This is a genomic window from Salipiger sp. CCB-MM3 (assembly GCF_001687105.1).
Taxonomy (GTDB): domain Bacteria; phylum Pseudomonadota; class Alphaproteobacteria; order Rhodobacterales; family Rhodobacteraceae; genus Salipiger.
Window position 1 is genome coordinate 303,164 of sequence record NZ_CP014597.1, and the last position, 12,643, is coordinate 315,806.

General features: G+C 58.0%; 15 protein-coding genes. 6 read left to right on the forward strand and 9 right to left on the reverse strand.

What is annotated here, in order from left to right; genetic code table 11:
* Positions 1 to 134 precede the first annotated feature (134 nt).
* Complete coding sequence (locus AYJ57_RS21830) at positions 135 to 974, forward strand: SHOCT domain-containing protein (RefSeq protein WP_066110976.1); 840 nt, start codon at positions 135 to 137, stop codon at positions 972 to 974.
* Positions 975 to 1,171: 197 nt separating this feature from the next.
* Here AYJ57_RS21830 and AYJ57_RS26065 read toward each other — a convergent pair whose 3' ends face one another.
* From AYJ57_RS26065 to AYJ57_RS21840, 4 genes are all read right to left on the reverse strand, one after another.
* Complete coding sequence (locus AYJ57_RS26065; RefSeq protein WP_157374368.1) at positions 1,172 to 1,819, reverse strand: hypothetical protein; 648 nt, start codon at positions 1,817 to 1,819, stop codon at positions 1,172 to 1,174.
* Positions 1,820 to 2,529: 710 nt separating this feature from the next.
* On the reverse strand, positions 2,530 to 4,212 hold the full coding sequence (locus AYJ57_RS26070; protein ID WP_157374369.1) for a hypothetical protein: 1,683 nt from the start codon (positions 4,210 to 4,212) through the stop codon (positions 2,530 to 2,532).
* A gap of 351 nt (positions 4,213 to 4,563) precedes the next feature.
* A complete protein-coding gene (locus tag AYJ57_RS21835) occupies positions 4,564 to 4,860 on the reverse strand; it encodes an AzlD domain-containing protein (RefSeq protein ID WP_066110979.1) in 297 nt (98 codons plus the stop codon).
* The gene (locus AYJ57_RS21840) at positions 4,857 to 5,549 is read right to left on the reverse strand and encodes an AzlC family ABC transporter permease (RefSeq protein WP_066110981.1); all 693 of its coding nucleotides are present in this window, start codon (positions 5,547 to 5,549) and stop codon (positions 4,857 to 4,859) included. The genes AYJ57_RS21835 and AYJ57_RS21840 overlap by 4 nt, the downstream gene beginning before the upstream one ends.
* Before the next feature lie 104 nt (positions 5,550 to 5,653).
* On the opposite strand from AYJ57_RS21840, the gene AYJ57_RS21845 reads away from it, so the two are divergent.
* On the forward strand, positions 5,654 to 6,106 hold the full coding sequence (locus AYJ57_RS21845; protein WP_066110983.1) for an Lrp/AsnC family transcriptional regulator: 453 nt from the start codon (positions 5,654 to 5,656) through the stop codon (positions 6,104 to 6,106).
* Here AYJ57_RS21845 and AYJ57_RS26690 read toward each other — a convergent pair.
* Genes AYJ57_RS26690 through AYJ57_RS21855 form a run of 3 tightly spaced genes read right to left on the reverse strand, consistent with a single transcriptional unit; the run spans position 6,060 to position 7,972 of the window.
* Entirely contained in the window at positions 6,060 to 6,596 is a 537-nt protein-coding gene (locus AYJ57_RS26690; protein ID WP_083191451.1) for a GNAT family N-acetyltransferase, read from the reverse strand. The genes AYJ57_RS21845 and AYJ57_RS26690 overlap by 47 nt on opposite strands.
* A complete protein-coding gene (locus AYJ57_RS21850) occupies positions 6,593 to 7,045 on the reverse strand; it encodes an ACT domain-containing protein (protein ID WP_066110985.1) in 453 nt (150 codons plus the stop codon). Before AYJ57_RS21850 ends, AYJ57_RS26690 begins: the two co-directional genes overlap by 4 nt.
* 54 nt (positions 7,046 to 7,099) lie before the next feature.
* Positions 7,100 to 7,972, reverse strand: a complete 873-nt coding sequence (locus AYJ57_RS21855; RefSeq protein WP_066110988.1) for a DMT family transporter — start codon at positions 7,970 to 7,972, stop codon at positions 7,100 to 7,102.
* Positions 7,973 to 8,076: 104 nt separating this feature from the next.
* Here AYJ57_RS21855 and AYJ57_RS21860 point away from each other — a divergent pair, with 104 nt between their 5' ends.
* Positions 8,077 to 8,928, forward strand: a complete 852-nt coding sequence (locus AYJ57_RS21860; RefSeq protein WP_066110992.1) for a LysR family transcriptional regulator — start codon at positions 8,077 to 8,079, stop codon at positions 8,926 to 8,928.
* A gap of 13 nt (positions 8,929 to 8,941) precedes the next feature.
* Here the strand turns inward: AYJ57_RS21860 and AYJ57_RS21865 are convergent, their stop codons facing one another.
* Positions 8,942 to 9,316: a MerR family transcriptional regulator gene (locus AYJ57_RS21865; protein ID WP_066110995.1), complete on the reverse strand. Its 375-nt coding sequence runs from the start codon at positions 9,314 to 9,316 to the stop codon at positions 8,942 to 8,944.
* A gap of 106 nt (positions 9,317 to 9,422) precedes the next feature.
* Here AYJ57_RS21865 and AYJ57_RS21875 point away from each other — a divergent pair.
* From AYJ57_RS21875 to AYJ57_RS21885, 3 genes are all read left to right on the forward strand, one after another.
* A protein-coding gene (locus AYJ57_RS21875) for an IS3 family transposase (protein ID WP_157374173.1) occupies positions 9,423 to 10,549 on the forward strand; the annotation gives its coding sequence in 2 pieces (ribosomal slippage) (positions 9,423 to 9,687 and positions 9,687 to 10,549; 1,128 coding nt in all).
* Positions 10,550 to 10,597: 48 nt separating this feature from the next.
* A complete protein-coding gene (locus AYJ57_RS21880) occupies positions 10,598 to 11,143 on the forward strand; it encodes an alpha/beta fold hydrolase (RefSeq protein WP_237220269.1) in 546 nt (181 codons plus the stop codon).
* A gap of 172 nt (positions 11,144 to 11,315) precedes the next feature.
* Positions 11,316 to 11,942 carry a LysE family translocator gene (locus tag AYJ57_RS21885; RefSeq protein WP_066110997.1) on the forward strand — a complete coding sequence of 209 codons (627 nt, stop codon included), beginning with the start codon at positions 11,316 to 11,318 and terminating at the stop codon, positions 11,940 to 11,942.
* 257 nt (positions 11,943 to 12,199) lie between these two features.
* Here the strand turns inward: AYJ57_RS21885 and AYJ57_RS21890 are convergent, their stop codons facing one another.
* Positions 12,200 to 12,517 (reverse strand): DUF6176 family protein, encoded by a 318-nt coding sequence (locus tag AYJ57_RS21890; protein ID WP_335740020.1) that lies wholly within the window; start codon positions 12,515 to 12,517, stop codon positions 12,200 to 12,202.
* Positions 12,518 to 12,643: the final 126 nt, after the last annotated feature.

The following is a 12,643-nucleotide window of genomic DNA, read 5'->3' on the forward strand; positions in this document are numbered from 1 at the left end:
GCTCGGCAATAGCGGTACCCGAACCTGAAGACGTGTGGAACGCGGAGCCCGCAGGACTGAAAGCGTGCGAACGGAGGTGTCTACCTGAGCCCATCGGTGTTAGCGTCGGCTTCGGAGTAACCGGAGATGGACAGATGCCGAGACTCACAGATGAAGGCGAGGCGGTCGTCGCCGACATCGCAGCGCGCCATGGAATAAGCGGCGATGCCGCATTGCATATGCTCATGGCTGTGTCCGCCGGGCACGGTACGCAGGCGCAGTTCAACCATCCCGAGCTGGGTGGCATGGGGCAATGGTCACAGGGCGGCATGACCATGGTCGGTGACATGTTCAACAACGGCCTTAAGGCGCGGGTCGACGCTCTGTGCACGGACCTTTCGGGGATCGTCCAGCAGCACAGCCTGTTTGCCGCGCCTGTCTCCTCGCAGTCGCAATCGCAGGGCGGGATGCACGACCTATCCGGGGTCAGCTTGTTCGTCCAGGAAACCAGTGACTGGCCCGCTGATCTTGGTCAGCCGACCTCTGTCGGAACGCAAAATGACCTGAGGTACGCCTATTTCGCTGACAAACGGAGGCTGGCAATCAAGATCGGAGGGCGAACAACGATCTACGATACTGGTAACCACCAGTTCGGCGGCTTTGGACAAGCTCAGGGTGCCGGACAGAGCCTCAGCTTCACTAGTCAGCATGGGCTCGTGCATCTCTCGGACTTGCCTATCGTGAACGGCACTTCGCCGGGCTCTCAAGACAGTGCCCCCCAATCACCCGAAGCGGCACCTGTTGAGGTCACTCAAGCACCGAAACCGCAAACGGAGCAAGAACCGAGAACCGCGCCGAGTTTAGAGGCGTCTCGGGACATGACCGACGATCAGATTTTTAGCCGGATCGAACGGCTCGCTGGCCTCTTCGAAAAGGGTATTCTCACCAAGGAAGAATTCGAGGCGAAGAAAGCTGAGTTGCTCGCGCGCTTGTAGTCCGGGGTTGACGTTAGCCTGGAGAAGCGGACCATTATTCCGTTCGCTGAGATGCGGGATGAGGTTCTGCGTACGTCGGCAGTGCGCAGAAAGTGGACCTTGCTTAGCTTGGCTCTAGCCCAAAAGCTGCCGTTCAGGCGGAGCGCAGCGCTCAGCCCTCCGAACTCTTTTTTCCTATGCTGCGGGGTGAAGGAAGATCAGGAAGAAGCGCCAGACTCACACTTTGGTGCATAGTCTTCAAGCAATCTGATGAACTCGTCAACGTTCTCGGGCTGCAAATACAACGTGAACGAATAGCTGGGCAAAGGCTTCGTAATTTTCACGCCGGAGCAGAACGCGGTGGTCTCTTGCGATCTGGAGTATTGGTCGGGGTTTATTTCCTGCTGGTATCTTCTGCTCAAGGAATGAAGCCGAGCTTCTACATCTTTCGGGTATCTCTTATATTCTTCGTCCAGTATTCGTTCGCTGGCGTCATAGGCTAACGTCAGGAGCCGCTGATACATCCGGCCGTAAGAATATGTCAGACCTGCGCCGGGCAACGTTCTGTGTTCAGGCCGCGTCTCTGTGACCCTGACATCTTCCTTTTGAGTTTTTAACACTCGGATATCGATGACATTTTCCCTTCCGACAAAGCTCGCGCCACGCGAACAAGCATCTAGTTTGTCCAGCGTCAGTTTAAGTATGCATCCTTCAAACGATGCCGTTGTCTTGGACATAAGGATGTTGTCAAGCGAGAGATTGTCCCTCGTTAATATCTCAGCCAAGCGTTCTGCTGGATCTGCTCCGGCCGCTCCGCATGTTGCGCCAAAAGATGCCAGAACCACCGCGACTGTAGTAAATTTCATTGAGCAACTTTTCCCTTATGATGATCCGCGTCCAATAAGCCATAGAGGCAAACAACTCTCGACACATATAGCACCCATTTGCGGCGACCCTCGACCAAAATCGGATATCGTCCGAAAGTCACTCGACGATCAGAATGCTAAATTTTCGGACGCCGCGCCACTCGCTGCGATCAGGAGTTAAGTCCGCTACTTCGGTCGCCCAATGGCCTGGGATGCGCGTCTGCATCACCAGAATGGGCAACTGAAGGCGAAGGGCACATTGGGCTGACTACTGCCGACTGCCGCGCTTGGCTCGACCCGCAGTCTGGAGGTGGACCTAGATCGTGCGCACCGCTTGGCTCGGTCGGCATCAAGGCGCAGGTAGCGGACCTTGCTCTACTTGGTTCATTTCCCGGACGCTGCCGTTCGGGCTGAGCGCGGCAGTCGGCCCCTCCGAGCCCATAATGACCGATACTGCACTTTGTACTAAAGTCCGCTTATCTGGGCGCAGTCAAGCCAAGGGCGACCTTCTAACCTGTGCTACAGGCACATCCGCTGATTGCTCCGTCGGGGCGTGTTGAAAACCCACAACAGCGCACGCCACTAGGTAATGTGCAGCATCTAGTTCCCGCAGCGTAAAGACACCCTGTTTGCATACGTGGATTTAGCGCGTTGGAAGCCGCCAAGCTAAGCGATAGTGCAATAAGGCTGAGCTTAAACATAATTTTTCCTCAAGGTGACGGGTTGCGATGATTGAACGCCGCAGCAAGCATCAAGTGCGCGAAGAAATCACGGACATGATCTCGTTGTTCTTTGGGGTGCCGGCTTAGCAATCGACTGGTCGCAGTGTTATCTACTTCTATAAACTTGCGCAGTGTGTCGCGCCAAATGAAATAACCGTTTAGATCTGGGATGGTCCAAAAATGCCCCTCACGCAGGGCGTTTGCGCTATTATCCGCTTTGTAGCCGTATTCAGCCCATGCTTCTAGATAACTCACGCGCAAATCGTCGCTCACGCGAACCTCCAGCACCTGACCGTCTAGCCGATGATAGTGCACGATAATCGATGTTGCAGACTTCGGAGTACCATCTTCGCATTTAGAACGAAAAACCACTCGGAAGAACCAGAGATCGGTGTCGTCTTGCTCACCGACCTGCGGCGCGTCTGCTATTGGTTCCATCATATATGTTGACATCAGCAGGTAGTCGTCGGCGCTCAGTGTTCGCGTGACCTGTGTCGTTATACTTGTTGTCGCGCCCGCTTCAAGTTCTAAAACTCCGGCCGAAAAGCTTGCCTTCAAACCACCCGAAATAGCCGCTTCTCCCACCTCACTGAGCTCAACCCCACATTCTTTGGTGGACGTTATACGGTAGTCTATCAATGCTTGGCTGAGGGTGGAGTTTTGGCCGCTATGCGGAACATTGAAGCGGCGGTGAAATGAGCCGTCCAAATGCCACGTGAAAGCGCGCTTGGCTGCTGCCAAAGTAACCAACTTGATTGACCGGATAGCATTTGTGTCCGCACCCGCTGCACGCCGCTGCGCACAGAACGAAAAGAAGCTGTTGCGAGGTTGATGCAATTTTCCACCAGCAGCATAAGCCTTAACGGCGAAAGGTTGGCAGGCAACTTCTTCAAGCAGCCGCTTCCTGACAATTTGTTCTTCATCGATTAAGAATTCGGGTACGTCCGTATCAGATGAATGAGACTTTATTATATGATATGCGGCAATTGTGGCTCGCGCGCGCGAATTTTGCTCCGCTGCCATTGCATAGCCGAAGCGTGCTGAAATGACATATCGACATTGCGTACGCGGTTCGCAAATGCTCTCGATAGAATTGCCAGGGCAGTCATCTTCCGTGCGGCATATACCAGCATTGCCGGGGGCATCAGAGAATAGGTACACAGCATTTTTAGTGATAGGTGCGATATCATTTTCAGCAATGAGTTTGCGTTGTCCATATTCGGTAACCACTAAAATCGCCCTATCTCCCCGCGCGTCTTCAAAAACTGGCATGTGCACGTAGGCGATTGGACGAACCATCAGCCCCAAGGGGTACATTTCCTGCTCTTCGAATTGCTGGTCGTCACATCGAACATTTACGAACCGCCCTGGTCTAATCGTAAAGAAGAATTCCTGATCGCTGTAAGCTACATCCGCTTCAACCTGATTGCTGGCAAACCAATCCCAAGCGAGGCGGAGAGCACCAGGTGACGCATCGTCGGCGTCCTGCAGGCGTGGACAAGGGTCAAAGGTCTCCGCGCTGGACATACTTGGCAATGCCAATAGACAACCAAAGAATAATGCGCGTGCGGCACAAAGGAAGCAGTTCATCCAAAAATTCCGATTCTCTAAATGTGACCTCACGGTATCATAAAAGAGATACACGCGCAGCTTGCGCTGGCCCATCGACATGCAAGTTTCAAATAAGGTCAACAAAACTTACCCAAAGAGCCTTGGCTTTGAAAACGGATTTTGGCACAGCTGCATCGAACGAGCGCTTCGTCCGCACTCGGTGAGTTCAGCTTCGGCTTGGTGAACGGCGAGGTTTTCGAACCAGCCGTCTGTGATGATTGCGGCGGAGGTCGGTAGCGAGCCCAAACTACCGCATGCTGCGTGGGTACTAATGGCAGCTCTTGCCGGCGTGTTCATCTGGGCGGAAACGTCATGCAGACAGGACGTAGCGAACTATTTCACCAATTCGCATGGAGCCGACCAGGCGTTTGAACGTCAGACAGCGTTCACGGCCCACCCTGAACCTACCATTCAGCCGCCCAGCCAGGTTAGACTTGCAAAGGCAAGTACGCCGACTGCCATAGTCGCGATCACGTTGTTCGTGATGACTGCGATGCCAAGCGCAGCACCGGCTGAGATCCAAGTCGGTAGCGTTTGCCCGATCAGCGACGAGGCCACCAAACTTACAACGATCAACCCTGGTAGCTCATCGAGCATCCACGCCAGGCGGGATGCTCGTATGCGCTCTCCTGCCATCAGCCCCGCGACCCGGATCAGGAAAGCCATCAAGGCCAACAGTCCGATGACAGCCCAATGCCCCCCGCTCATGTGCTCGCCTCATTCGCCCGGCTCGCCAGATAGATCGCTGACAAGCCGCAAAGCGCGCCCACAACGATCCCATAGGCCTTGGGAGCCCCGAGCGAGACAGCCGCGATCGTTGCCCCTGCCGCCACAAGCCAAGGGAGCGCCTGCGACTGGCCCCGCCAGAGCCCGCGCGCCATGGCGATGAAGGCCGCGGTAAAAGCAAAGCCCAAACCAAATCGCTCGAGGTTCGGTAGAACTGCTCCGATTGCCGCCCCGACCGCGGTCGACGTGGTCCAGACCGAGATCATCACCATCCCGGATCCCAGAAGGAACGCCGCTCCAACATCAGGAGACTTCGCCCTCTCGGCCATCGTCAGAGCCCAGTTCTCATCCCCGGTCATGTGGATCGCGACCAATTTCTTCCGCAGCGAAAGACCATCCAAGATCTCCGAAAGGGAAGCAACGATGCCGACGTAGCGGAGGTTCAAGGCGGCTCCAGCGAAGACCGCGCCTAAAACGGGACCCGTCGACGCAAACTGTTCGACGGCGACGATCTGCGAGGAACCCGCGTGGACAAGGGCACCCATCAGTCCCACGCCCCACCATGGGAAGCCGACCTGCGCAGCGAGAATTCCGAAGGCGAAGCCGTAGACGGCAGCCCCGAGGGCCAAGGGCAAGATAGCGAGGGCCCCAACTTTTATACCATGTGTCATGCCTCACACTTTAGCCGCACTTAGCTGATGTCAGCGACACACGATACAGCTATAATGTGATCTAATTGTATCACCAGCATCCGTTAGATGGAGGATCGTCGCTCATGGACACCACGGATCGGAAGCTTCTCGATCAGCTACAGAAGAACGCCAAGATCTCCATCCAGTCCTTGGCCGAGAAGACGGGCCTCTCGACGGCCTCGGTCCAGCGGCGGATGCGAACGTTGCGGGATACCGGAGCAATCCGGCGGGAGGTTGCGATCCTCGATCCTGGACAGGTTGGGCTTGGCATTACAGCCATCGTGGCAGTTGAATTAGAGCGCGACCGGCTCGACCAAATCGACGCCTTCAAGCGCAAGGCGCGTGAGGATCGCCAGGTGACCCACTTCTACTGCATTGCCGGAGAGTCAGATTTCATCCTGATCGTGATGGCCCGGGACATCGCCGACTACGAAGCCTTCACACACCGCTTCTTCTTTGCCGACAAAAACGTCCGCAAGTTCCGGACATCTATCGTCGTGTCGACTGAGAAGTCGACGTCGGAGGTGCCGATCTGAGGGGGCTTTGGTACATGGTGATCCTCTGCGAATTACTAAAGCCAAAGCCTTCATAGAACCGTGTGAGGCCCTGAGTGCGTTCAGCTTCTGCAGTGATTACCAGGATTATCTCTGAGGCTCCCTGTTCTCCCGCCCATTGCAGGACACGCTTCATTAGCATTCTTGCAAATCCACGACCGCGGAATCTCGGCGCGACGTACAAATCTTCGACCTCGGCGGCACAGCCAAACTCCACCCCGAAGGTGAGGCTTCCGGAGGACATGCCCACGATCCCCGCTTCCGTTTCAGCAACGTAGAAACACGCCCGATCGTCTCGCAGCATGCGATCCAAGTTGACTCTAATGGCACCTTGCTCGGTCGAAATTCCGTCCTCTGCGAAGAAAGCCACAAACAGCGAGGCAAGCGCGTCGAGGTCAGAGAGCTTTGCCACACGGATGTTAGTCTCCGGTGGGCTTGCCTTGGTTGTGCCATGCTGGTCGGGACCGGTCATGAAATCTGCGCCTTCGCCTGTTCGATGAACTCGGCGAGCATCATCTCGGCCTGTTCGATGTCGCGCTCAAAGATGAACAGGTGGTCGAACACGGCGCCGCACTGCGGCCCGGCTTTTATACCGGCACCATTTAAACGTTCGAGCACCGGCCGCAGGAAGCCGATCACGTTGAACGGCAGTTCGCCATCGGTCGAAACGACACGGAACGGCCCGAACCGATCACGCTCCGTGGCATCCTCTCCGTACGTTTTCCAGGTATCCTCATCGATCACCAGTGACAGGCCGGCCTGATCACGGATGACGCAGGCATAACGTGCTTCGGATGCCTGAAGTGCTGTGATGGTGCTCGGGATCTGATCGGCCGTCAGATCAATCATCCAGTATCGTTCAGGCCATGTCTTCAGCGACATGTTCGCCCAAACTTCGATTGGGTCGATCTCTGCAGTCATGGGCTTCTCCTTGAAATGAAATCATCTTTTACAGACGCGACTTGCGCGGAGGTGTCAACGGCGCTGCTTGCGTGGGGCTAGCAGCCCTGCAAGGCCGAAAGTGATGAGGCTGGCACAAATGGCCATGACCGAAGACACCGGCGCGCCAAGGATCACCCGGTCGAGGATCAGGGTGGTCACAGGGATGAGCGCCGGCAGGCTGGGGCCGACGACAGGCCCCAGCAATTCAAGCGAGCGGGTGAAGGCATAGACCGCAACGATGCTGACCAGAAATCCCTGCACGACGACCTGCGTCAGCAGAGCTGAAGCGGCCACGGAGGTGAGGTGGTCATGTGGGAGCGCCAGATAGACGGGCAGATAGCCGACAGCAGAGCCGACAGCGACGATCGTTGTCGCGAGGGGAGCGTCGATGGCATTTCGCCGCACGGTTCGCGCGTAAAGTGCCCACATCAAGCCGGTGACAAGGAGAATGAGATGCCCGGGCGCCCATCCGCCACCGGCGAGTGCAAAGCCGATCAACCCGATGCCGGTCAACGCGATGCCGATGATCGCCGAACGGGGCGGGAGGGTACGCTTGTCATAGAGGGCAAGCAGAACAGCGATAATCGCCATGGCGCCCGGGTTCAGGGCCCCGGCAGCCGCCGCCGGAACCGTCTGCATGGCTTGCGAGAGCAAAAAGACATAGGGCGCGCCGAAGGTGACAACCACCACAAGCATGCTGCGGAGGGACGGCAGGGGACGCTGCACACGGAAAAGAAACGGGGCGAGGATGAGTGCCGCGGTTCCAAAGCGCAGCGCCGCAAGGTCCGCGCCAGTCAGGCCCGTGACCACCCCGAGCTTCAGGTAGACCAGGGACCCTGACCATATCAGGATCGCCAGCAGCGCCCAAACGGCGCCGATTGCGGTGTCTCTCGAAACGGTCGGCATGGGCTCTCCTGCTGGTTCGGGAACGAAGATAGGCAGGAAAGGAGGATTGGAAAAACGCGATGTTCTGATTGCTTGGTGCAGGATAACTGGACCATTATGGTGGCATGACCATGCGACCTTTGAACCTGGACGAACTGCGCACTTTCCTGGCGATCCAGGAAGCCGGGACATTTCGCGCCGCTGCGGCACGGGTGAACCTGTCCGCGTCGGCCGTCAGCCTGCAGATCAGCAATCTTGAGGCCGTGCTTGGCTGCCGATTGTTTCATCGCAACGCGCGCGGCGTTGCGCTGACCGAGTGGGGCGAGCGGCTTTTGCCGAAGGCGCGGGAATTGCTCCGCCTCAGTCAGGCAACCCTGTCGGATTTTGACGACGCTCCTCTCAGGGGCGCGCTGCATCTCGCGGCGCCGCACGATTTGGGAGTGTCTCTGGTGCCCGGCCTGCTGGCACGGTTGCGGGAAGCCTATCCGGACCTGCGCGTCGATGTCCGGCTGGCTGCCACGGATCAGGTCATCGAGAGCTTCACCACTGGGCAGAGTGCCGTGGCGTTGTTCAACGATGTGGGGCCTGCGAGACTTGCTGTGGCAGCGCTGACCGAGGAGCCACTTGTCTGGGCCGAAGCGCGGGGTGGCGTGGCCTCTGAACAGCAGCCTTTGCCGCTTGCGGTGGCAGAGGTCGGTTGTGCTTGGCGAGATGCGGCCCTCCAAGCGCTCGCGCAGGCAGGGATCACGTACCGCGTGGCCTATGGCAGCGACACGTCGATGGGGCAGGTGGCTGCCCTGCGTGCGGACCTGGCTGTCGCTGTACTCCCAAAATCGATGCTAGGGCACGATTTGCAGGAAGTTCCGGATGGTCGTGGGCTTCCGGTCTTGCCGCGCACGCAGATTCGGGTGGCGTATGATGGAGGCACGCTGGCGGAAGCGGTGGTCAGCACTTTGCGAAAGATGAGCCTTCGCTAACGTCGCCCGTACCTCAGTCCCGGGAGGCGGGCGCAGGGTCCGCCGGCAGGGCGGCAAGATAGCCAGCGATCTGTGCTCTGGATTTCTCCATGTCGGCCAGCTTCTGATCAAGCTTCGCCACCTCTCCCTCCAGCCGCGCACGCAGGCGGTCGCAGGGGTGGAAAGTCGGTTGCGGGCTGATGATACAGGGCAACAGGTCATGCATCGCCTCGATCGTCAGCCCGGCCTCTGCCAGCTGCCGGATGCGCTTCGCCTCTTCAAGGTCGGCGTCAGAATAGTCGCGATACCCGCTGTCGGTCCTAAGTGGCCGGAGCAGGCCCTCCGCCTCGTAGAACCGCAACATCCGGACGCTGATACCGCTCAGCTGGGCAATTTCTCCGATCTGCATCGTTTGATCCTCATTTTCCGTTTGACCCTTGAGCCAGCCCCTTTGAAGTGGTCCACCCACGAAGCCTGAAATCCGATAGGATTTCGGCGAACAGGAGGACTACGGAATGGCTGGAAAGCGTGAGAAGCCGGAAGACATTGTCACCAAGCTGCGTCAGGTCGAGGTGTTGCATGGCCAGGGCCTGTCGATGGCCGATGCGGTGCGGCAGATCGGGATATCGCAGCATACCTTTTACCGGTGGCGGAAGCAGTATGGTGGGATGAACCGGGCACAGTTGTCGCGGCTGAAGGAACTCGAGAAGGAGAACCTGAGGCTGCGGCGGGCGGTATCTGACCTGACGCTCGAGAAGCTGATCCTGACCGAGGCTGCCCAGGGAAACTTCTAAGCCCTTCGCGCCGCCGCGAATGCGTGGAGCATGTGTGCGAGACACTCGGCATCTCCGAACGCCGGGCCTGCCGGGTGCTCGGCCAACACCGCTCCACGCAGCGCAAGCCACCACAGGGCCGGGAAGACGAGGCGCGGCTGACCGCCGACGTCATCGATCTGGCCCGGGAGTATGGCCGCTACGGCTACCGCCGGGTCGCCGTGCTGCTGCGGCGTGCCGGCTGGCAGGTGAACCACAAGCGGGTGGCGCGCATTTGGCGGCGCGAAGGGCTCAAGGTCCCACACAAGCAGAAGAAGCGCGGCAGGCTCTGGCTGAACGATGGCTCTTGCGTGCGGCTGAAGCCCGAGCACCCCAACCACGTCTGGTCCTACGACTTCGTGCAGGACCGGACCAGTGACGGCCGGACCTACCGGACGCTCAACATCCTCGATGAATATACGCGGGAGGCGTTAATGATCCGTGTCGACAGGCGACTGAACTCCACCGATGTCCTGGACGCCCTGACCGATCTCTTCATCCAGCGCGGCCCGCCGCGGTTCATCCGGTCCGACAACGGCCCGGAGTTCATCGCGCAGAAGGTCCGCGACTGGATCGAGTTGGTGGGGGCGAAGACCGCCTACATCGAGCCGGGGTCACCCTGGGAGAACGGTTATTGCGAGAGCTTCAACAGCAGGTTCAGGGACGAACTCCTCAATGGCGAGGTCTTCTACTCGTTGAGGGAGGCGCAAATCCTCATCGAACAATGGCGAAAGCACTACAACACCGCTCGGCCGCATAGCGCTCTTGGATATCGGACACCGGCACCGGAGACATTCATCCCCATAGACCGAAGGCCGACCATGCATTAGCATTTAACCCGGACCACTCGATGGGGTCAGCTCAAGGTACTGGCTGCGGTGGACCATGGCGGCGCCGAGACGTTCGATCTTCTGGGGTTCTCGCTGGGCGCAGCCGTTGCCACGCGACTTGCCGCCCTGCATCCGGACAGAGTCGAACGGCTCATTTTGGTCGGCGGCTTTGTCTCCGGCCATGACCCTCGGTCGCAATTGCAGTTCCGGCACTGGGCCGATCTGGCAAAGCGGGACCCGGCATCTCTAGCGCGGCTCATGCTGCTGACCGGCTTCAGTCACGCCTTCCTCGCCGGAATTGGCGACGTGGAGTCGGTCGTTGCCGACATGGTGGCGAGCAGCAACTGGCAGGGCATCGGGCGGCAGGCGGAGCTGGACTTCCAGGTCGATGTCTCGCAGGATTTGGCAAATGTACGCGCCCATACGCTGGTGCTTGGCAATCGGTATGATCAGATGGTCGACCCGAGGGCCGCAATCAAGCTGGCGAACGGCATCAGTGGTGCCACGCTCGAATGGATCGAGGGGCCGCATTTGGCACTGATGGAAGCCCCGATGTCGGTCGCAGATTTGGTAACGCAGCATTTGCACGACTAGCCGTGCGCGAGGCTGGGGTACAAACGAGATTGGCAAGTGGTCCTTCACGCAGGCTTTGCAGGACCACTTTGCCCCAAGTTTGGGTCAGCCATTATGGCAAGGCGGCGTGAAGCTGTTTACAGCCGTTTGAGCAGCCCCCTAACATCACTAAGACTGATGGAAGGAGATCGATATGCCCGAAATGACTGTGCTCCTAACGTATCTCGCAGTGCTGATCGGCTTTGTCTTGTTTCCCGGGCCATCAATTCTGCTGACACTGGCTCGCGCCTCCACCTCAGGGACGCGTGCGGGAATAGCCACGAGCTTGGGCATCGGCTTCGGTGATGTCATTCATACACTGCTGGCCGTCATAGGTGTGTCAGCCGTTATCATGGCATCTGCCAATGCTTTTCTGGCAGTGAAGGTACTGGGGGCTGGATACCTCATCTACATTGGCCTTCGCAGTATCTTCGACAAGACGCCGCTTCAGAGCCAAATGGAGCTGCCGCTGATTACTCCCGCGAAAGCTTTCCGCCAAGCATGTCTTGCTGAAGTGCTGAACCCGAAGTCGGCTATGTTCTTCCTCGCGTTTCTTCCTCAGTTCGTCGTTCCCTCTCAGGGATACATAGCCTCCCAACTCTTGGTGCTAGGCTTGCTTTTCGTATTGGTCGGTACTATCGCTACGCTACTTGTCGCGCTTGGCGCGGGGATCCTCACAAGAACCTTGCGCAGAAGCTCTGCCGTACTGCACTGGCAAGGGAAGGTAGTTGGTACACTCTATTGCGCCCTTGGCATCCGACTTTTCTTCCAGCAGCGCTGATCACCGACCAAGTCGAACACTCTTACCTTTAACGTGGCACCAAGATCGGCACGCCGCCACCTGTGATCTCGGATGAATGAAAGCCGCCCTTCGCCCACAAGGTTAAAGGGCAGTTTCGTCCGAACAGGTCCCATTCATCCACGTGCCCACGAACGACAGCTTCCATGCAGACTTCTTGCTGATAGCTTGCGCAGAAATGAAAGCGTGCCCTTCGAGGGCTCGGCAGCGCGCCGCAGGTCACTGCCGAGTCCGAGCTATCATTTAGGATGAGCACTGAAGAGCAGTTCGGCGCCTTCCTGGAACTGATACTCACCGGGATCGTATTCGAACGCGGATATGTCGGAGTGGACCCAGTGGCGCTTGAACTCACGATGGACCTCGTCCACGGAGAGCGATGATGTCGACATTGCTTTCTGCGCTGCAAGCGCATCAGTGACGTCCATAATGCCGATCACGCACAGAGGCTCCCCGGGGCACAGATACCATGCTTCGTGCCGAACTCCTTCGCGGTGGAGTGAAGCCAGTACCTCGTCCATGTGGGCGAGCATGTAGTTGCTCCAACGTCGCACAGCCACCTCGTCGCAGCTCAGGGGGATTTTGACGGCTCGGTAGGAAATGACCTGATAATCAACGCGATCCTAGAAAGCTGCAACAGAGCGTATTGCATCTCCTTTTCGCCGGGATGATCATAGGGTTTCTGG

Coding starts and splice junctions, on each gene's coding strand:
- AYJ57_RS21830 (WP_066110976.1), top strand. CDS start 135: ATGCCGAGACTCACAGATGAAGGCGAGGCGGTCGTCGCCGACATCGCA.
- AYJ57_RS26065 (WP_157374368.1), bottom strand. CDS start 1,819: ATGAAATTTACTACAGTCGCGGTGGTTCTGGCATCTTTTGGCGCAACA.
- AYJ57_RS26070 (WP_157374369.1), bottom strand. CDS start 4,212: ATGTCGATGGGCCAGCGCAAGCTGCGCGTGTATCTCTTTTATGATACC.
- AYJ57_RS21835 (WP_066110979.1), bottom strand. CDS start 4,860: ATGAGCGGGGGGCATTGGGCTGTCATCGGACTGTTGGCCTTGATGGCT.
- AYJ57_RS21840 (WP_066110981.1), bottom strand. CDS start 5,549: ATGACACATGGTATAAAAGTTGGGGCCCTCGCTATCTTGCCCTTGGCC.
- AYJ57_RS21845 (WP_066110983.1), top strand. CDS start 5,654: ATGGACACCACGGATCGGAAGCTTCTCGATCAGCTACAGAAGAACGCC.
- AYJ57_RS26690 (WP_083191451.1), bottom strand. CDS start 6,596: ATGACCGGTCCCGACCAGCATGGCACAACCAAGGCAAGCCCACCGGAG.
- AYJ57_RS21850 (WP_066110985.1), bottom strand. CDS start 7,045: ATGACTGCAGAGATCGACCCAATCGAAGTTTGGGCGAACATGTCGCTG.
- AYJ57_RS21855 (WP_066110988.1), bottom strand. CDS start 7,972: ATGCCGACCGTTTCGAGAGACACCGCAATCGGCGCCGTTTGGGCGCTG.
- AYJ57_RS21860 (WP_066110992.1), top strand. CDS start 8,077: ATGACCATGCGACCTTTGAACCTGGACGAACTGCGCACTTTCCTGGCG.
- AYJ57_RS21865 (WP_066110995.1), bottom strand. CDS start 9,316: ATGCAGATCGGAGAAATTGCCCAGCTGAGCGGTATCAGCGTCCGGATG.
- AYJ57_RS21885 (WP_066110997.1), top strand. CDS start 11,316: ATGCCCGAAATGACTGTGCTCCTAACGTATCTCGCAGTGCTGATCGGC.